Consider the following 18,319-nt stretch of genomic DNA (forward strand, 5'->3'; position numbering starts at 1 on the left):
AGCTGGCCTGGGACCCACACGGCCTCGCCGAGGACCTGACCCACTTTCCGGCCCTGGCCGCCGTCGCCCACCCGCCCCGCCGCCCCAGCGGACGCAGACGGTGCCGCCGGTGGAGCGGGCCCGCGGGCGTACCGCCGCGCCGTCTACCGCGCCGCCGCGCAGCGGGTCGCCGCGCACGCCGACCTGACACGCGGTCAGTGCCAGCTCGTGCAAACCGGCCTGGGCCGCGACGCGGTCCACCGCCCTTCCTCGCAGATCACCCCGGAACAGGGCGAACTACTGAAGGCCGCACTCACCAACACCCAGCAGGGAGGACGAGGACCCTACGGTGCCGGGGCCCTGCTGCGCGACCTGACCGCGGTGCGCCACCTGCTGACCCGCCGCGACCGGCAGCACCGGCGAGCCGCCGCCGTCGGCGACAGCGTACCCGCCCCGCAATCCGCTGACGCTCTGACGGCGGCACTCGGGCATGCGGCCGACCGGATTGTCCAGCACTACCGCACCGTGACCGCGCTCGTCCAAGAGCACCACTGGCTGCCCGCCCGCCACCTCGACCACGGCTCCACCGCAGGGCAGGACCCCGCCGGGCACCGGCAGCCGGCCACCTCTCTGGACACGGTGTCGTGGTGGGGCCCCCGGCCTGAGGACCGCGAAGCCGTGCGGCTGCTGGCCGGCCCGTTCTTTGACCACGAACGCGCCGCCGGGATCCGCCACGGCTACGACCCCTTCGACCGCCTCGTGCTGCACTGCGCCGCAGCCCACGCGTTCGCCGTGCAGTGGCCCGCCGCCTGCGCGCCCTCACCGGACCGGCAGATCACCCCCGCCTACCGGCCCCTGCCGAACGGTCGCGTGGACCTGGAACCGCTCGGCGACCGGGCACACCCGTACCCGGAGCCCAGCGCCACACCCTCGGCCCCGATCACGAGCACAGGCCAAGACCGAAGGTAGTGCGCACGAGCACGCGAATCGGGGAACCCCCGAGCCCCGTGCGGACAACCCCGCGCCGCCGGTTCGGCCCTGGAGCGGCCACGGGCCCGGTCACGGGTCGCCGTGGTCCCGCCTCGGGTGCGGAACTGCGGAATGCGACCGGGGGTGCTCGCTAGGGTGGGGCACTGCCCATATCCCGGGTCACGGTGAATGCAGCACAGGTCACGGGATCGGGGTGATCGATGGGCCGGGCGCCGCCGGTGCCCGGGGGCGCCCGGCTGGCCGATCCCGGGCACGTCGCCCACGGCGGGGATCTTCGGGTCCGGGGGGCGCGGGAGCAGTCGTCGGTCCTATACAGCGCCGCTGTCGGTCTCCGAGGCCGCCTGCACGGATGCGTGAAGCGCCGCGCACAAGGGGCGGTGACCGGTCTGGGGCAGGGGGTGGCGGGGCGGTGGCGCGGGTGTCGATGATGTCGGTCATGACGGGGCGAGGGCGGGCGGGCAGGGGCGCGGGTCGGCCGGGTGCGGTGCGGCCGGGTGCGGGGGAGTAGGTTCTCCCCGCGGGTTCATGAGGGCCGATCGTGGTGAGGGGTGCGGGGAGGGCGGGGTCTTCCAGGAGGCCACCGCCTCTGGCGGCGGCCGGGTGTATCAGGCGGGCCGGGATCAGCACGTGCACCACCATCACCCGCACCCCGCCGGGGCCGGTGGTGGGGCCTTGCCGGGTGGGGTGGTGTCGTTACCGGCGGCGCCGCTGCTGGTGGGCCGCCGGGCCGAGACCGACGTGCTGCTCGGGGTGCTGGCCCCCGGCCCGGACGGCCCTGCCCCCAAAGCCGCGCCCGTCCCCCCTGCGGGAGCGGTGGATCTGGATGCGGTGGATCTGGATGTGGCGGGGCTGGGTGCGGCGGGTCCGGGTGGTGTGGTGGTGGTGTCGGCGGTGCAGGGGCTGGGCAGGATCGGCAAGACCGCGCTGGCGCTGCACGCCGCGCATCAGGCGGTGGCGCGGGGCTGGTTTCCCGGTGGGGCGTTGTTCGTGGAGATGCGCGGTTACGACCCGGCCGGGGGGATGAGTGCCGAGCAGGCGGTCGAGGTGCTGCTGCGCGCCCTGGGGGTGCCCGTTGGGGATCTGCCACCCACCCCCGCGGAGCGGGCCGGGCTGTACCAGGCGGAGCTGGCGCGGCGCGCGGGGCGGGGTGAGCGGGTGCTGGTGGTGGCCGACAACGCCTCGGAGACCGGGCAGGTGGAGCCGCTGGTCCCCGCCGGTCGGGTGCATCGGCTGCTGGTGACCTCGCGCGACACCCTGACCGGGCTGGACGCCCGGTTGCTGGACGTGGACGAGCTGGAGCCCGACGCCGCGGCCGAGCTGATCGGCTTGGTGCTGCTGCGGGCCCGGCCAGGGGATGGCCGCCCGGGTGCCGAGGCGGCGGCGGTGCGGCGGGTCGCGGCGTTGTGCGGGCGGTTGCCGCTGGCGTTGCAGATCGCCGCGGCGATCCTGGTCGCCGACCCCGGCCTGCCCGTCGCCGCGCTCGCCGGGGCGCTGGCCGATCAGCGCAAGCGGCTGGACCGGCTCACCCCGCCCGGCCCTGCGGGGCGGCCCGCCGGCGGGCGGTCGGCGCCGGTGCGGGCGGCGTTCGCGCTGTCCTACCGCCGCCTGCACCCCAGCCTGCAGCGGCTGTTTCGGTGGCTTTCGCTCAATCCCGGGCCCGACATCGCCACCGGCGCCGCCGCCGCGCTCGTCGCCGACCCCGACGGTCCCGCCGACTCGGCTGAGCCCGGTGATCGGGCCGAGCCCGGCGAGTTCGCTGGCAGGGTTCGGGCCGGGCTGGCGGGGCTGGCGGCTGCGGGGCTGCTGGCCGAGGTGCCGGTGGGGTCGGGGCGGTGGCGGATGCACGACCTTCTCAAGCTGTACGCCGCCGAACTGGCGCGCGCCGACGGCCGCCATCCCCAGGCGCTGGAGCGGCTGATGGAGTACTACGCCGTCACTGTCGTCGCCGCGGACGGGCACGTGGTGGCGCGGCCGGAGATCGGGTTGTCCGGCCGGTTCACCGGCCGGCAGGACGCGCTTGCGTGGCTGGACGCCGAACGCCTCAACCTGGTCGCGGCCGTTGCGGTGGCCGCCGCCGTCCGTCCGGCGGCCGCCATCGCCCTCGCCGAGGCGGTGGGTGACTTCCTGCTGCTGCGCCGCCATTTCGGCGATGCCCTGGCCAACGCCCGGCGCGCCCTCGCCGTCAGCCGCCAGCTCGGCGACCGGGGCGGCGAGTGCCGCGTGCTGAACAACCTCGGCCTGGCCCTGCAGCAGGCGCGGCGGTTCGAGGAGGCCATCGACGCCCATACCAAGGCCGCCGCCATCGCCCGCGGTCTGGGCGAGCGGCAGGGCGAAGGCGCGTCGCTGGCCAACCTCGGCGCCGCCCTGCGGCAGACGCGGCGGTTCGAGGAGGCGGTCACCGTCTGCACCCAGGCCACCGCCATCTTTCGTGGCCTGGGCGACCGGCACAGCGAAGGCCAGGCACTGGCCAACCTCGGCGTCGCCCTGCGGCAGACGCGGCGGTTCGAGGAGGCGATCGCGGCCTGCACCCAGGCCCTCGCCCTCGCCCGCGACCTGGGCGACCAGCACGGCGAAGGCCAGGCGCTGGCCAGCCTCGGCCTGGTCCTGCGGGAGGTGCAGCGCTTCCCCGAGGCGGTCACCGCCCACACCCAGACCGTGGCCATCTACCGGGATCTGGGCGACCGGCACGGCCAGGGCCAGTCGCTGGCCAACCTCGGCGTCGCCCTATGGGAGGTGCACCAGATCGAGGACGCGATCGCCGTCTGCACCCAGGCCGCCGGCATCCTTCGCGGCCTGGGCGACCGGGCCGGCGAGGGCCAGGCATTGAACACCGTCGGCCTGGGCTTGCGGGAGTTGGCGCGGTTCGAGGACGCGGTCACCGCCCACACCCAGGTCGCCGCCATCTACCGCGATCTGGGCGACCGGTACCGCGAAGGCGAGGCGCTGACCAACCTCGGCCTGGCCTTGCAGGACGTGCGGCGGTTCGACGAGGCCATCGGCGCCCACACCCGGTACCTGGCCATCTCCTGCGACCTTGGCGACCCGCACGGCCAAGGCCACGCGCTGACCAACCTGGGTGTCGCCCTGCAGCAGGCGCGGCGCTACGACGAGGCCATCACCGCCTGCACCCGGGCCGCCGGCATCTTCGGCGACCTGGGCGACAGGCACGGCCAAGGCCAGGCGTTAACAACCTCGCCCTGGCCTTGCGGGAGGTGCGGCGCTTCGACGAGGCGATCGCCGCCTGCACCCGGGCCGCCGGCATCTTCGGTGACCTGGGCGACCGGCACGGCCAGGCCGTGACGCTGGACAATCTTGAGACGACGCGGCGGCAGATGGCGGCCCATGGCCGGCTGCGGCGCTGGTGGCGGGCGGTCACCCGCCGCTAGCAGACCCGCAGCCGAACCCCCGGGACGCACCGTCAGCCCGCCCGGCAGGCACGGCACAAAGGTGCGGCGCGCGGCCCCGGCACCACCGAGCGGATCGAACCGATCGGGGCCGTCCGTGGCCGTCTGTTGCGGGATCTCGCACTCCCCGGGGCCGCCCTCGGCCGCCGGCGACGTCGAGGACACGGCCGAGAACGGGCCCTCACCGGTCGCGAAAACGGTGTGTTCGCACGCCGACGCGACTCACCGGACCGAACACGGGCACTGCGACGTCACCGCCTGCACGAACCACCGCTGATCGGACACCTCCCGATGGGTCTGGCATCCGAAGGTCTCCCAGACAGCACCACCAGGGCATCGACGGCCCTTTGACCGCGGGACGGGGTTGTCCGGTTGCGGGCTTATGCGGCGTGGTGGGCGGGGTCGCCTGCGGCCAGGTCCCGATACATCCCCACCGCCTCCCGCACCACCTGCATCACGGCTTGGCGGTTTCCCCGGCCTGCGCGCATGCCGGGTGCCCCCATCTACCGCCCACACCTTTGACGATCTCGTCTCCGGGCTTGAAAGCCTCTCCACAACGACAGATCCCAGGAAACTTGGCCGTGATAGCAGCCGACCTCGAAACCCGGTAGGGCGCTGATAGGCGACGGGGCTGAACATCATCGGCTTCCGGGGGGACCTCGTCAGCGCTGGTGCCGCTGGCGGCCTGCTGGCTGGTCGCTGCGGCATTGGCCGCCCGGTCGGCGAGCGCGTTGAGGAAGTCCCCATCCTCCTGGTGCGCCCGGACGTGCACGAACACGACCGTGCGTCCAGTCAGCAGGTCATCGATCGCCTCGATCAGGTATCGGTTCGCGACCGGCTTCTTGGAAGCGGTCTTCCAGCCCCTGGCCTTCCAGCCGGGCAGCCACTTGGTCACCGCGTCGATCGCGTACTTGGAGTCCATGCGGATCTCCAAATCTGCGTCCTTGTCGGTGGTCAGCAACAGCTGCTGCAGGGCTGCTAACTCGGCGACATTGTTGGTCGCATCGCCGAGTGGCCCGCACGCCCATCGCACTACTCGCTCATCGGCATCGGCGATGACCCACCCCCAGCCGGCAGGACCAGGGTTGTTCTTGCAGGCTCCGTCACAAGCGGCGATGAGGCGGTTCGGCATCCGCCCATGCTGCCAGGCCCGCGGATCAAAGTGGGGCCGATCGCGGGACGACAACAGATGGAGTACCCGGGAGCTCCCGGCACCGCGCACGGCCTCTGCTGCTAGTCATGCGGGAACCCGGACTACTTGCGCGTGCCGCGCGTGCGCCTACAAAGTGGCTACGCCGTCGTCGCTAAGCTGCGCGCTCTCGGACGCCGTCGCTGTTACCGCGACCGATCCTGCCCTGAGGACGCACTTGGGGGCCGCCCGCGAGGTCGTCGGCAACAACGGTTCTCTCCATAGTTCGCAGGTGTTTCAGGTGAGACTCTGAGAGATCTCCGGTGGCTTTGCTGTGATCACCCGGTTTTCCCCGCTCCGCGCCTACTCGGGGTGACGGTAACCACCGTGCCATATGCCACAATCCGGCCCCGGCTGGCAGGCAAGGTGCGTACGCGGCGACCGGCGGCCCAGGTGATTCAGGTCCGGGCAGGATGGGATAGGTCCGGCACGGTGCGCGGAAACATGTTATCCACCGATTCGGACGGTCAGCTCAGCGCCTAAAGAAAACTCTTCATGGACCCGATGGACGCGAGGAGGCCGACGCCGGTGGCGAGAAAGATTAGACGGCTATCCACCTTTTGAGCCGGGTCACTGCCGGCTCGTACGGTGGTGTTGAGCAGCGGAGCCGAGCACCGGACCTTTCGCGGTCGGCCCTGTGCGAGGCAGGTGAAGACGAGCCGCTGGCGGCGGCCGAGCAGCGCCGGACCGACCAGCAGCGCCGTCCCCTCGACGCGCACCGGCGGTGGCGGTGTCGCCGAGGCCGGGTCGCTGGCCTCCACTTGGAGCAGCTCGACGATCCGGACGCCTAGGTCGAGCCGGATCGGGTCATCGCCGTCAAAGGCGCTGCGGGGGACGTCCCGGCGCCCGCGCCCGGCGAGCACCACCTCGCGCAGGAAGGGACGCTCCTGCCTGACCCCGCGGTGGCGCACCTCAAGCTCATCGCGGACTCCGCCGGGTGCGGTGAGCAGCGGCGCGGACGTGCGCAGCCCGTACTCCAGCCGCGGCCGCGCGAACCGCGTCAGGTAGATCACCACCACCGTGGCGACACCGACCAGCAGCGCGTGACCGGCGGCGGACAGCGCCGTCTGCCTGGTCTCTGGTGATCACTGGCCGGTGCCGATGTTCCCCCGGGCCGAATCAGAGCTCAGTGCCGAGCGGGGGTGATCAGGCTCGCCAGAAGCCGGTCGGCTGCGGCTACGTCAGGGTCGGTGCGGCTGGGCTGCCATCCAGCTCGGATCCGGGTGAGCGTGTGCTGGACCCGCGCCGAGGACACCGCGAGGTCGGTGCCCAGGCCGAGCAGGGTGCGGGCGGCGTGGTCGGGACGGTGGCGGCGCAGCTGGACGTGGGCGAGGCGGACGCCGATGAGCGCGCAGGTGCGGCGCTCGATGGGACGCCGGGAGCCGAACGAGGCGGTGAAGTGCTCCTCGGCTCTTAGGTCGCCGAGCTGGGCCAGGGCGAGGCCGGTCTGATGCTCGAACGACTCGCGGCGGTACCCTGCCTCCTGCTGCTCGGCCGCCGAGTCGGCGCGGTCCAGGTCGGCTTCGGCCCGGCGCAGCAGCGCTCTGGCGCGGTACCGGTCGGTCTCGGCGGCCGCGAGCGCCTCGGCGCACATGCCGGTGATCCAGGCGCGGGTCCGCACCGGTGACCCGGCTCTGATGCCGTCGGCGGCGGCGTCGGCCAGGTCCCGTCCGGCGCGGTCGCGCGCATCACCGGGCGCGGGCCTCATCGGCCAGCCGCCCGGCCTGGATGTAGTACCGCTGCGCAAGACCGGTGCGCAGCGCATCGGCCGCCATGTACCCGGCCAGATACGACAGCTCGGCCGCGGCCACAAACAGCGCGGGCCTGGCCGCGCCGCTGGTACCGCGCAGCAACGGCGCCACATCGCCGACCAGGTACGCGGCGAGCGCCGACGACCACCGCCCAGCGGCACACGCCGTCGCGCACGCCCCGCTCGACCACCCGGGCGCCGTCGCCTCCCTGCTGAAGGGGTTGCGGGAGGTGGGGGCGGATGAGCAGGTGGCCGCATTGGCCAGCCGGGCCGCCGCGCACGTCTCCCTCGACCACCCGTACGACGTCGCCTTCCTGCTGGAGGGGTTGCGGGAGGTGGGGGCGGTTGAGCAGGTGGCCGCGCTGGTGGCCTGTGACCCCGCCGCACACGTCTCCCTCGACAACCCGGGCGCCGTCGCCCCCCTGTTGTACGAGTTGCGGAGGGCGGAGGCGGATGAGCAGGTGGCCGCATTGGCCAGCCGGGCCGCCGCGCACGGCTACACCCTCTCGCGCGCCATGGCCGAGTAGAGCTGCCGTGCTTTGTCGCCGATACCCGGCGGCAGCGACTCCAACTCGTCCTCCCCCTCACCGGAGAGGGCTCCCAGGGCATGGATGCAGGCGAGGGTCCACTGCTGAGGGGCGTTGTCGGCTCCGCAGCCCTCGCGTGCAATCTTGCCGAGCATGTATCGGCCGCTGGCCCCGTCACGGGCGGGGCGGTCGGTGAGGCCGTCGAGGTAGTCGAAGTCTTCCTGTTGCGGTACCTGGGTGCGGGGCCTCTGCTGGTAGGTCTGCAGGTACCTCGCGATGTCGTCAGGGCTGTGGCCGGCGCGCTGAACATGCGCAGCATAGAGGCCGACGAGCATGCCGAGAGTGTCTTGGGCATCGGTGGCCCGGTAGAGCATCATCCGCGGCCATTCCCATTCAGACGGAGAACGGCCGTAGGCCAGGACCTCCTGCAGGTAGCTGACTGTCTCGGTAACCATGCGGGCGGTCGCGGCCAGGAGTTCCTTCGGCATGAACTCGTTTTCCATGATCGCAACGTTAGGGGCGGGCACGGAAAGTAGTCGATGACTCGCCCTACCAGCCCATCCCGATTCCCCCGCCCGGCCGTAAAGATTAGGTGATGGGCCCCTGCCTGGCCTTGAAACGAATCGCCTGAACGGCCACGAGGAGGCTGACGCGCAGTAGCCGGGTGATGGCGGGTGGCCGTGACGTCTTCGACTGGGATCTGGCCCGCTTTTTGTGATTGATGCGGCTTCGTTGGCCCGTTCAGGTGTGCTGGGCGGTGAGCAGTATCCGTTTACGGAGTAGCGGCAGGCCAGCTCGTCCGAACATCTGCCGTTTGATCATCTTGATGTGGTTGACGCGGCCCTCGACCGGGCCGGAGTTCCAGCGGCCGGTCAGCCCGGCGGTGACGGCGTCGAGGTCCTGTTCCAGGCCCTTGGCGAAGGAGGAGACCCCGGGCAGCCCGGCAGCGTGGGCGTCGCTGATCCATCGCGGGAGATCGTGGCCGCTCAGCTGGGTGAGCATGGCGGCGAAGGCGCGAATGTGCTGGTTGGCGAGTTCCAGTTCGGGGCAGCGTTCCAGCAGGGCTTTGAGCTGGGGCCGTTCGTCCTCGGTGAGGGAGTCGGGATGGCGGGTGAGCCAGCCGGTGACCTCGCGCACGCTCGGTGCAGGCGTGGCCAGCGGCGTCTTGGCCGGACGCTGCCCGGCCAGGTGGTCACGGAGGTTGGAGTAGCTGCCGGTGTAGCCCAGCGCGCGGATCTCCCGGAACAACCCGGTGACGTTGCCGCAGCCCTCGTCCAGGCGTTGGTGCAGGTGCGGCTTGAAGGGATCCAGCATGCTGGCGCGCGGGGCCTGCCAGCGCCCCTCGGCCAGATCCTGCCAGCTGGCGGCGCGGGCGTAGCGCTGCACAGTGTGCCACCCCCAGCCCAGATGCCGCGCGATCGCCCGGATCGCATACCCCCCGGCCAGCAACTGATGGACCTGGGTGTGATGCCGCCGGGCGCGCTCGGCGAACTTCCCGGCCGGCTCCGGCGCCGCCGCCTCAAGCGGCGCAGTCGGCTGGAGTTCCCAGTCACCGCCGGGCCCCTCCAGCGCGGGCCCCTCCACTGCAGGCTCGGGCAATGCGGGCTCGGGCAGGCACGAGCGGTGCGCGGCCACGCACTTCTCCACCGCTTTGACCAGGTTGGCCCATAAATGCCAGCGATCGGCGACCTGGATCGCCTCCGGCGCTCCGCTGCGCGCGCCCTCGGCGTAGGCGCCCGAGCGGTCCCGGCAGATCACCTCGACACCTGGATGCGCGGTCAGCCCGTCCGCCAGGACAGCGGCATCCCGGCCCTGCAGTAACTCCAACGGCGCACCGGTCTCACCATCGATGAGCACGGTGCCATACCGGTGACCACGCTTGATCGCGAAGTCGTCGACACCCAGCACCCGCGGAGTCGGGGCGGCCGGATCGGGAACCACCATGACCAGCCGTAACAGTGTGGACCTGCTGGCCACCGCGCACAGCGCGCCAGCCAGCCGTGCCCCGGCACGCCCGGCCACAGCGACCGCGATGCTGCGCAGGAACTCCACCAGCAGCGGCGTCTTGCGCCCATGCCGGACGGTCAGACCGGGCACCTGCTCGGCGAACGTCCGCCGCCTGCACGACCGCTCATCGCAAAACAGGCGGCGGACCTGCAGCACGATGGTCGCCTCCCGACCACCCATCGCGGTGCCGGCCAGGCCGGCGCCGGTACCCTATGCGTCCTGGACGAGGACGAACCGCAGCCCGGGCAGGTCACCGCCACCGGCCATGTCCGCGCCCAGATCCGCACCCCACCAGCCGCCTGCTCGACCCGCTCGACCTCAACCTCGGCCAGATGAGGCAGCAACACCCCAAGATCATGATCTCTCCACGTGACACATGCTCGCCCGCGACCAGCGGGCTACGGGCCAGTACCGCCCAGCACACCTGAACGGGCCAACGGAGCCGCATCAATCACAAAAATGGGCCAGATCCCAGTTGAAGACGTCGTAGCCAGACCAGACAGCCCGACAACGAAATCGCCGCCTTCGGACCCCGGCTCGCCGTTGCCGCTTGACGCGCTAGAAGCATCGGATGTCTAGCGGGGCCGTGCCGCTAGGACGTCCCGGCCCGCTAGAGGACGTCTCAGCGCGTCCCCGGAACGTCCCGGCCGGACGCCGGGCACGAGCACCAGAGGAGCGCGGCCGCGCGCAGCGTCCAGGTCACCGGCTGCCGAGACCGGTGCCCTGCCGTATTCGACTGGTCGTATTCGCGCGGCGTGCTGAGCTAGGCCCCCGGGCGCGGGGCTCTACGGTCATGATCAGCCAGATGAAAGCTTCTCTGTGGTTCATGGGCCGGGTTCCTAACAGGACACGCGATCTCCCGGCGTTGGCCCCGCTCGTCCCACGATCAACAGGCAAGGAGCACCAGGCCCCAATCGGTCTGCAATGGTGACGAGCGGGCGCCGGTCACCCCAGATCCTCACGCCGCCGGCCGGACGAGGTGACCATCTTGGGGACACCACCAAGTTTGAATGTCGGTCAGCACGCGCCGTACCGTGATGCCGGCGTCGGCGAAGTACACCTGTGCCCGCTGCCAGAACGCGGCGGCCGACTCTTTGGTCTGGTCGGGCAGGATTTCGGTGTAGGCCAGGCGGGAGTGGTCGTCGACGGCGTTGTGCAGGTAGCCGTACCCCAGGTTGGGGCGGCCGTGCATGGTGCGGGGCCGGGCGGGGTCGCGGTGGGCCGAGGAGTTGCGGCCGCCGGTGGCGCGGCCGTGCACGCGGTGCCCGCCGCCGTCGGGGATGTTGCCGGGTTTCTTGATGTCGACGTGGACCAGGTCGCCGGGCGCGTCGTGCTCGTAGCGGCGGACGGCGCGGCCGGTGGCGCGGTCCAGGTGCCGCAGGCAGGGCAGGCCGTAGCGGGTCAGTACGCGGTGGACGGTGGAGGGGTGCAGGCCCAGGAGGTAGGCGATGCGGGCCGGGCCCCACCGGCGCAGGACCCGCACTTTGATGATGCGCCGCTCGGTGCGGGTGGGGGTGCGGCGGGGGCTGCGGTGCGGGCGCGAGGAGCGGTCGGCCATCCCCGCCTCGCCCAGCTCGCGGTACCGGGACGCCCACCGCCGGGCCGTGCTCACCGAGACCTGGAACCGTTCGGCGGCCCGCCGCAGCGGCCAGCCGTCATCCACCACGCAGCGGGCCAGGCGCAGACGTCCGGTCTCGGTCAGCGGGGCGTTACGGTGGGGCATGAGGGCCTCCTGGCGTCCGGTGCAGATGTCGCAATCCACACCGAACCCGGAGGCCCTCCCTCATTTCAAGATCATCCGACCGTGCCGCCCCGTTCCCAACCTCCATGGTCAGTACAGCTAGCAGGGCCTCGACGGTGCGCCGATCGATGGCGCGGGTGCGGTCGCGTTTCTCCGGCCGCCGCTCGATGAGCGCGGCCAGGTCGGTGGTGACCCAGCTGCGGTCGGCCGCCCAGGTGGTGAACCAGCGCAGCGCCGAGCGGTGACGGTTCCAGGTCCGCGGAGCCGCCTCGTTCCACGCGGCGGTGAACACCGCGTCGGCCTGGTCGGCGGTCACCTGGGCGAGCGGGGCGGTCTCGCCGAGCTCGCGGCGCAGCCGCCGCAGCATCTGGCCGTAGGAGCGCAGCGTGTCGGCGTCCAGGTCGCGGCGGACCAGGAACGCCGCGGCGGCCTCGCCCAGAGCGGTGTCGGCCAGCGGCACGACGGCACGGCCGCACATACCACTTGCCGTCAATCGATGCCCGGTCACGCGTTCGTCTCCGTTCACTGCCCGCTTCGCGAAGCGCCGCCGCCATCCGTCGAATCACCAAGGTACTCATCGAGGATTTCAACGATGGCGTCCCTGATGGCCTCCTCGATGCTGGCGGGCGCGGACCACTGCGCGTTCGCGGGGTCGTAGCACCGCGGCAACTCGCATGGCAAGAGGTCTCCTGTCGCACGGTCAGCGTCCCACATGCACTCGAAGGGGTCTTCGTCGATGAATGGAATTAGCCTTCCCGCGGCCTTCGCATTGCGTCCTTGTGAAATGCCGTACAAGGACGCGTAACAGAGTTCCATGATCCTGGAGATGGCTTGGCCGCACTGGTCGACATAGTGCAGTGTCGACGAACCATGGAGGTGTGCTATGAATTCGCGATAGAGGATCTTCCTGACGTTCAGTTGGATGATAGTTTCCAAGTGTGGGTCGATGGGCTTGGAATAGACCCATTCGCGAAATGCTGCGATATGATAGAAGATGCTGCCTAGCAAGTAGAAGCCTGGTCCGCCGAGGATTAATGCTATAGCGGCCGGTTCTGCCGAGCCGAACAATCTGTTCTGAGTACCGTGCCGTGCCGTTTGCAGAGAGATCGCAGCCCAGTCGGCGTTGACCTCCTTTATGGGCGTGGTGTCCCGTACATCGTGTCGGTTCAGCAGGTGGGCCAGTTCATGGCCCACGATGAACGACTCCACCGCGTCGTAGGTGTACGGCATGAGGCCGGGCCCTGCCCTGAGCCTGTCCGAGATCGGGGAACCTCCGCTCGGGAACTCCTCCTCCCACACCTTGGTCGAGCGATTGAAGAACGTAATGATGGCCTTCGCTACCCCCTGTGAGTGGCTCCGGCAGATGTCCTCCAGGTTCGCCGGTCCCCACCAAGAGCGTTGACCATTTGAGGCGGGGGCTAGGTCTATGATGTCGAGCGTCATCTCCGTGAAGTACTTGAGGACATCCATGAACCCGCGCCCGATGAAGATGAAGTCCAGGTCGCGACCCGGCTGGGCGTAGGAGACGAAATCTCGGTTGATCGCCATCCGGGCGGCGACCGGATTCGCGTCAATCAGACCGGGATGGCTGGGATCGACGTCCGCGAGTAGTTCTAGGAGATGGCGTTGGAATACCACATCCATGAAAGTTCGATAGGCGGAGCGGTCGGCTGCCCAGGCGTATCCGAGATCGTCTGCAAGGTGCGGGTACTCAGCGAGCATGTCGCTGATAGGCGAAAACAGTCTCTCGTTGTAGTCCGGGTGGTCCGGCCAGTCGAGGAGCTTTCCTTCAGGCAAGTAGTAATGATCATCTGCGGTGATGACAGCGTTGCGGGCGCGCGCGGCAACCTCATCGGCGGTCAGTGCCATCGCCAGCCTCGGGGCCCCAGTACGCGCTGCAGTAGTCAGTCACCCCGGATCGCACGAGCAGCACCGACACTGTCGCCGCCGGGGTGACGGCGAACTGGGTCGCCAGTAGATCTGCGATCGCTCCGGCGAGGGCGATCTTGTCGCCATCCTGCGCGATCTGCTTGATCCTGGCGTCACCGCAAACGGCCTCCTGGGCGGCCTCGCGAAGCCGCGCGAGGACCTGCCTGCCCCTCCTCAGGGCATTCTGCGGGAACGCGGCGTGCGCGCTTGAGCCCAGCTCCGCCAAGAGCGTGTCGTCGGACAGGCTCATCAGGCGCACGATCTCGTCGCGTTCTATGGTGCCCTCGCCAGGCATAACAGACCGCCTAATGTGACAGGGAATGTGTCGGCTTTGACCGTATGGGCCGGGGAGGACGACCGAGGTGAGAACGCCTGCGCCTATGGCGGCCGGATGCGGTCGTGACAGGGAATGGGCCATTCCCTGTCACATCAGCTTTCTGTTTCGCTCCGTGTCTGTAGTGATCTCCGAACGAGCGTGGCAGTCCCGTCTTCTCGTGGTTGGACGATCCATCCAGGGGACCAGGTGCTGGACGCGTTGCCGAGATCAGGGTCCCGGTGACAGGTGCGTCGTCCATGAGCCCTCACGCTCTCACATAGTCAGCATTATGTGAGAGAAAGTGACCGGGTGGTCGTTGTCGGGCCAGTGCTACGCGGGTCCACCGGGATCCTCGCCTACCACCTCGTACACGCCCCGCGCGACCTGCGCCGACCGCTGCCGTATCCCGGTCTCCCAGGCCGCGGGCCACCGCGTCTCCCCCCAGGACCCGGGCCGATCCTGGAGTCCCTCCGCCTCGGCCCCCGTCCAGCGCGCCCGCAGCAGCCGGGTGCCGATCAAGATCGCCTCGGTCAGATCCGCGCCGGTCAGGTCCGCGCCGGACAGGTCCGCGCCGGACAGGTCCGCGCCGGACAGGTCCGTGTCGGACAGGTCCGTGTCGGACAGGTCCGCGTGGATCAGGTCCGCGCCGGACAGGTACGCGCCGGACAGGTACGCGCCGCCCAGGTCCACGCCGTTCAGCCGCACCTGGGACAGGCGGACATCGCCCAGGAGACCGGACCAGAGAGAAGACCCGCGCCCAGACAGGTTCGCGCCGGTGAGGTCGGCACCGGTGAGGTCGGCACCGAGCAGGTTCGCGCCGGACAGGTCCGCGCCGACCAGGCGCGTGCGGATCAGACGCCCGTCGGCCAGGCCCGCGTCGGCCAGGTTCGCGCGGGTCAGATCCGCGCCGGTCAGGTCCGCGCCGGACAGGTCCGCGCCGGTGAGATCCGCGCCGAGCAGGTTCGCACCGGCCAGGTCCACGCCATACAGGTCCGCGCCGGGCAGGGCGGCGTAGGGATGGATGCGGTCCCGGGTGATGCCGGGCGCGATCTCCTCGTCGTCCTCATCCACCAGCCGCCGCCCGCCGCTGGATCTCCAACGGGAGGCGGGTCTGGGTGGATGCTTGGCTGGGCCCGAACCGGCACAAGAGCGGCCGGCTCATCGTCACCGCCTCCCGCCGCAGGGCCGCCGGTCCCAGAAGTTGGGGCCGACCCGCCTACCTCTTCCGCGGCCGTGGCCAGCGCGGATACGCCAACCTCACCGGACGCGACGGACTCGAGTACCTGGCACGTAACAACCCCCGCGCAGCGCCGACGCGCTACTTCAAGAGCATGGTGCCCAACACCCACGACCACCTGAGAGAACTCGTCCCTCCAGACGGCCATCGATGGCGGCAACCCTACCCACCAGAACTGCACATGGACCCTGCCTAGCGTCGCCTGCGGTGCTGTCGGGAAGACGTCAAGCGGGCTGCTGGCGCCAGAAACCGTCGGGATGGGTGTCGTCCTGGGTTTTGGGTTCACGGCGGCCACGTTGGCCGACGATCGTGTGGGTAAGTGCAGCGCCAGGGCATTTGTCTTGCGGCAATGACGTGTTTTTGTGTGTCCCAGTCGCGTTGTTGTGACTTTTGTGTCTGCGTTTGGTTTGCAGACTCGGATTGAGGCTATCGATTTTGCTTGGCGCCGGGCGATACAAAAGGAGTATTTTGCTCGGATCTTGGGATGGTGCCGGCGTTAGCGCCGATTTATGGGTATTTGGTCCCGTCCCCGATATGTTTGGCGCGTTCAGCCATGCTCTTGTCCGGGTACGGGCCAGGGCAAGGGAGTCGGCGATCGGCTCGCGGTCAGGTGTTGAATGGCCGTGTGCGTAACACGAAAATGGTGCTGCCGAGCCGCTCATACATGTCGCATGCGTTGAGGAGAGATTTTCTGTGGTCGAACTACCCGAGCCGGTAACTGTCCAGGAGGCGCTCGGTGCTCCAAGCGTCGATATCGAGGTTCCGGATTCCGATGCGCGGTGGTTCGGTCCGTTCGACCGCCCCGACGGCGGCTATCACATCGTCGAGGTCCAGCGTTTCGAGGATCTCCGCGACCTGCGCATGGTCCCCGAGAACATCTCCGAGCAGGACGCCGCCGATGCCTTGCGCGCCGACGACGACGCCTTTCGGGAGCAGCAGGAGCGGCTCGCACCCGAGGGTGAATGCTCGGGCCCGAACCGCCAGGCTCGACGGAGCCACCGGAGCCTCATCGAGGTACTGCACGGCGCCCGGGGACGGTTCCTCGAACCGACAGACCCCGAGGTCGTCCAGGTGCACCACCACGTGCGGCGCTGGCTGGAGCGAAGTACCCCGTTCTATGTCGGGGTGGCCAGGGCACAGAATGTCGATGTCGGGGTCAACGCCACGTTGGTCATGGACTCGACGGTGCATGTCGTCCACGCCGACACCGTCCGGCTCGCCTCGGGAAGCAGGCTCCTTTTCATGAGCGGTTCGGTCAATGCGTCCTGCGGGACGGTCAGTGGGCCGAATGAGCCGGACTGGAACGCACCTGGTCCACCCTATAGCCCGCCCGTCGTGCCGCGTCCGCCGCTCGAGATCCCCCATGAGCCGCGCAATATCACGATCGGGAAATTCCTTCCCGGGTTCTCGAAGTCCGTCGAGTGGCATTCCGCGCACTATCCCGGGGTGCTTCCTGAGAAGGGGCATTAAGATGACCGTCGCAGTGATCGATGCACGCGGTGGAGACTTTCCCGACCGGACCGACCAGCCGCCCAAGGCGTTTAGTCCCCGGCAACCACCACAAGCACAGGGCGCCAACTGCAACTGGCTGGACGACGACTGCGCGCAGATTGGCTTTCCCGGGGGCGATGGAGCCCCCGGGATTTCCGGCGGGAACGGCGGGAACGGCGGCAACGGCGGTTCGATCTCCTTCGAGATCGGTCTCCTCAACGGCAGTGTGAAGTTCACGGCGGCAGGTGGGGAGGGCGGCAACGGCGCCCCCGGTGGCGACGGAGGTGACGGCAGCCAGGGCGGGCAGGGCGGCAACGGGAACGACTGCGAACATGGCCGGGTCGGCGGCAACGGTGGCAATGGCGGCAACGGCGGGCAGGGCGGGGCCGGTGGCCGCGGCGGCAACGGTGGAAGCGTGTTCGTCCGGGTTCGTACTGACAATTCCACGAACAACGACCCGCTGGCTGCACGGGGCGGCCTGGGCGGTGCAGGCGGCCGAGGTGGGCAGGGCGGAGCGCACGGTGCTCCAGGTCTGCAGGGCTTCACCACAGGGGAGTTCTCGGCGAGCAGCGACTGCCCCAACCCCGGCCCCAACCCCGCCTGGGGCAGGCCGGGACAACCTGGCGCCAGCGGTGCAGGTGGCCAGGCCGGGAATGCGGGATCCGTCCGGCTTGAGGTCACTGGCTGACAGTTGCGAGCCTGAATTTGCGATCGTTGGCCATATTGCAGGGAACGTTCTCCGGCCATGGAGCCTGTTACTCGGCCGGTACACCGGAGGCGGGTGGTTTGGATCGCCGCGCGGTTCACGCAAATTGAGAATGAAAACCAGCGTACTGTCGAGTGAAACCGGCCTTGAGTAGGCGGACCGGTGCCTCTTTCGGTACCGGCCCTTGTATTTAGTTTTCTTCCGGGGAGGCCGGTTCCGGGTCAATAGGTTCGCCTACGGGTTTACCCGGTTCGTCTAGCCAGAGTGTCTGGTGGTCTTGGGTGATGGTGATGCCCCGGCAAGGCCGCTCGACGGCAGGATGCTCCTGGCGGCCGGTGCCGGCGCCGTGGCCACGCTCATCGTCGTCGCACTGGTGACCGCAGCCGTGTCCGCTGGCCCCTCCTCCGCTGGCCCCTCCTCCGCTGGCCCCTCCTCCGCTGGCCCCTCCTCCGCTGGCCCCTCCTCCGCAGGCCAAGGCGTCCCCCCGCGCGGCACTGACCCTCCGGCCACGGCCGAACCACCGGGTTCGCCCCCCGACCGGCCTGCCCAGAAGGTCTATCTGACAGATCTTGAACCTGCCGAGGAGACCCCCAGTCTCTACCATGCTTGGAAGAATGGACCGGTAACTGTTGACGGACAGAACTATGTCCATGGCATGACGGTTTTGAGTGATTGCGGGAAAGGAGATCGTCAGTACGCCCTCAGCCGCGGCTACAGCCGCTTTCGTGCTGCCGTGGGACTCGCCGACGATACAGAAGACACCTCGCCCGTTTCGTTCAAAATAACCGGCGATGGGAAGACCATCCATTCAGGGACGGTCCAGCTGCGCCGCCCCGCGCACATCGACCTCGACATGCGCGGCCTGGTACGCCTTGGTCTCGAAACAACCAGAGACGAATGCGGAACAAGCACGTCTGTCAGCGTGGCCATCGGTGAACCCCAACTGGAGCCATGACCGCCATAGAACTCCATAGCAGATCCGAAGGTCCCATCGTCCCGAAAGTATTTCGGCCGAAACACTTTCCGCCATGAGTTGAACGTAGAGACTGGCCA

At 69.6% G+C, this 18,319-nt stretch carries 16 protein-coding genes and 1 pseudogene; 6 read left to right on the forward strand and 11 right to left on the reverse strand.

What is annotated here, in order from left to right:
- Positions 1 to 207: 207 nt before the first annotated feature.
- Entirely contained in the window at positions 208 to 948 is a 741-nt protein-coding gene (locus tag AGRA3207_RS36930) for a hypothetical protein (protein WP_231331993.1), read from the forward strand.
- A 708-nt stretch (positions 949 to 1,656) separates the two neighbouring features.
- Positions 1,657 to 4,269: a tetratricopeptide repeat protein gene (locus tag AGRA3207_RS36935; RefSeq protein ID WP_231331994.1), complete on the forward strand. Its 2,613-nt coding sequence runs from the start codon at positions 1,657 to 1,659 to the stop codon at positions 4,267 to 4,269.
- Positions 4,270 to 4,827: 558 nt separating this feature from the next.
- Here AGRA3207_RS36935 and AGRA3207_RS36940 read toward each other — a convergent pair.
- From AGRA3207_RS36940 to AGRA3207_RS36955, 4 genes are all read right to left on the reverse strand, one after another.
- Complete coding sequence (locus AGRA3207_RS36940; protein WP_231331995.1) at positions 4,828 to 5,505, reverse strand: ribonuclease H family protein; 678 nt, start codon at positions 5,503 to 5,505, stop codon at positions 4,828 to 4,830.
- Between the two features lie 536 nt (positions 5,506 to 6,041).
- Complete coding sequence (locus tag AGRA3207_RS36945) at positions 6,042 to 6,575, reverse strand: hypothetical protein (RefSeq protein ID WP_231331996.1); 534 nt, start codon at positions 6,573 to 6,575, stop codon at positions 6,042 to 6,044.
- Between the two features lie 113 nt (positions 6,576 to 6,688).
- Entirely contained in the window at positions 6,689 to 7,270 is a 582-nt protein-coding gene (locus tag AGRA3207_RS36950; protein WP_231331997.1) for a hypothetical protein, read from the reverse strand.
- On the reverse strand, positions 7,251 to 7,424 hold the full coding sequence (locus AGRA3207_RS36955) for a hypothetical protein (RefSeq protein ID WP_231331999.1): 174 nt from the start codon (positions 7,422 to 7,424) through the stop codon (positions 7,251 to 7,253). Before AGRA3207_RS36955 ends, AGRA3207_RS36950 begins: the two co-directional genes overlap by 20 nt.
- Before the next feature lie 118 nt (positions 7,425 to 7,542).
- On the opposite strand from AGRA3207_RS36955, the gene AGRA3207_RS36960 reads away from it, so the two are divergent.
- Entirely contained in the window at positions 7,543 to 7,839 is a 297-nt protein-coding gene (locus AGRA3207_RS36960) for a hypothetical protein (RefSeq protein ID WP_231332001.1), read from the forward strand.
- Here the strand turns inward: AGRA3207_RS36960 and AGRA3207_RS36965 are convergent.
- From AGRA3207_RS36965 to AGRA3207_RS36995, 7 genes and pseudogenes are all read right to left on the reverse strand, one after another.
- The gene (locus AGRA3207_RS36965) at positions 7,809 to 8,342 is read right to left on the reverse strand and encodes a hypothetical protein (RefSeq protein WP_231332002.1); all 534 of its coding nucleotides are present in this window, start codon (positions 8,340 to 8,342) and stop codon (positions 7,809 to 7,811) included. The two genes, AGRA3207_RS36960 and AGRA3207_RS36965, sit on opposite strands and share 31 nt — an antisense overlap.
- A 238-nt stretch (positions 8,343 to 8,580) precedes the next feature.
- A complete protein-coding gene (locus AGRA3207_RS36970) occupies positions 8,581 to 10,002 on the reverse strand; it encodes a transposase (RefSeq protein ID WP_231332003.1) in 1,422 nt (473 codons plus the stop codon).
- An 856-nt stretch (positions 10,003 to 10,858) separates the two neighbouring features.
- A pseudogene (locus AGRA3207_RS36975) lies at positions 10,859 to 11,569 on the reverse strand (helix-turn-helix domain-containing protein); the annotation flags it as partial.
- Positions 11,556 to 12,065 (reverse strand): site-specific integrase, encoded by a 510-nt coding sequence (locus AGRA3207_RS36980; RefSeq protein WP_231332004.1) that lies wholly within the window; start codon positions 12,063 to 12,065, stop codon positions 11,556 to 11,558. The gene AGRA3207_RS36980 and the pseudogene AGRA3207_RS36975, both read right to left, overlap by 14 nt.
- A gap of 44 nt (positions 12,066 to 12,109) precedes the next feature.
- Entirely contained in the window at positions 12,110 to 13,456 is a 1,347-nt protein-coding gene (locus tag AGRA3207_RS36985) for a hypothetical protein (RefSeq protein ID WP_231332007.1), read from the reverse strand.
- The gene (locus tag AGRA3207_RS36990) at positions 13,437 to 13,811 is read right to left on the reverse strand and encodes a hypothetical protein (RefSeq protein WP_231332008.1); all 375 of its coding nucleotides are present in this window, start codon (positions 13,809 to 13,811) and stop codon (positions 13,437 to 13,439) included. The genes AGRA3207_RS36985 and AGRA3207_RS36990 overlap by 20 nt, the downstream gene beginning before the upstream one ends.
- Positions 13,812 to 14,162: 351 nt before the next feature.
- On the reverse strand, positions 14,163 to 14,903 hold the full coding sequence (locus AGRA3207_RS36995; protein WP_231332010.1) for a pentapeptide repeat-containing protein: 741 nt from the start codon (positions 14,901 to 14,903) through the stop codon (positions 14,163 to 14,165).
- An 859-nt stretch (positions 14,904 to 15,762) separates the two neighbouring features.
- On the opposite strand from AGRA3207_RS36995, the gene AGRA3207_RS37000 reads away from it, so the two are divergent.
- The 3 genes from AGRA3207_RS37000 to AGRA3207_RS37010 all read left to right on the forward strand — a co-directional run bounded on the left by AGRA3207_RS37000 (position 15,763) and on the right by AGRA3207_RS37010 (position 18,221).
- Positions 15,763 to 16,539 (forward strand): hypothetical protein, encoded by a 777-nt coding sequence (locus AGRA3207_RS37000; protein WP_231336538.1) that lies wholly within the window; start codon positions 15,763 to 15,765, stop codon positions 16,537 to 16,539.
- Between the two features lies 1 nt (position 16,540).
- Positions 16,541 to 17,248 carry a hypothetical protein gene (locus tag AGRA3207_RS40010; RefSeq protein WP_273699971.1) on the forward strand — a complete coding sequence of 236 codons (708 nt, stop codon included), beginning with the start codon at positions 16,541 to 16,543 and terminating at the stop codon, positions 17,246 to 17,248.
- A 337-nt stretch (positions 17,249 to 17,585) separates the two neighbouring features.
- Positions 17,586 to 18,221, forward strand: a complete 636-nt coding sequence (locus AGRA3207_RS37010) for an NPCBM/NEW2 domain-containing protein (RefSeq protein WP_231336506.1) — start codon at positions 17,586 to 17,588, stop codon at positions 18,219 to 18,221.
- Positions 18,222 to 18,319: the final 98 nt, after the last annotated feature.

This window comes from Actinomadura graeca, assembly GCF_019175365.1.
GTDB lineage: Bacteria > Actinomycetota > Actinomycetes > Streptosporangiales > Streptosporangiaceae > Spirillospora > Spirillospora graeca.

Coding starts and splice junctions, on each gene's coding strand:
- AGRA3207_RS36985 (WP_231332007.1), bottom strand. CDS start 13,456: ATGGCACTGACCGCCGATGAGGTTGCCGCGCGCGCCCGCAACGCTGTC.
- AGRA3207_RS36965 (WP_231332002.1), bottom strand. CDS start 8,342: ATGGAAAACGAGTTCATGCCGAAGGAACTCCTGGCCGCGACCGCCCGC.
- AGRA3207_RS36980 (WP_231332004.1), bottom strand. CDS start 12,065: ATGTGCGGCCGTGCCGTCGTGCCGCTGGCCGACACCGCTCTGGGCGAG.
- AGRA3207_RS37010 (WP_231336506.1), top strand. CDS start 17,586: ATGCTCCTGGCGGCCGGTGCCGGCGCCGTGGCCACGCTCATCGTCGTC.
- AGRA3207_RS40010 (WP_273699971.1), top strand. CDS start 16,541: ATGACCGTCGCAGTGATCGATGCACGCGGTGGAGACTTTCCCGACCGG.
- AGRA3207_RS36940 (WP_231331995.1), bottom strand. CDS start 5,505: ATGCCGAACCGCCTCATCGCCGCTTGTGACGGAGCCTGCAAGAACAAC.
- AGRA3207_RS36990 (WP_231332008.1), bottom strand. CDS start 13,811: ATGCCTGGCGAGGGCACCATAGAACGCGACGAGATCGTGCGCCTGATG.
- AGRA3207_RS36950 (WP_231331997.1), bottom strand. CDS start 7,270: ATGAGGCCCGCGCCCGGTGATGCGCGCGACCGCGCCGGACGGGACCTG.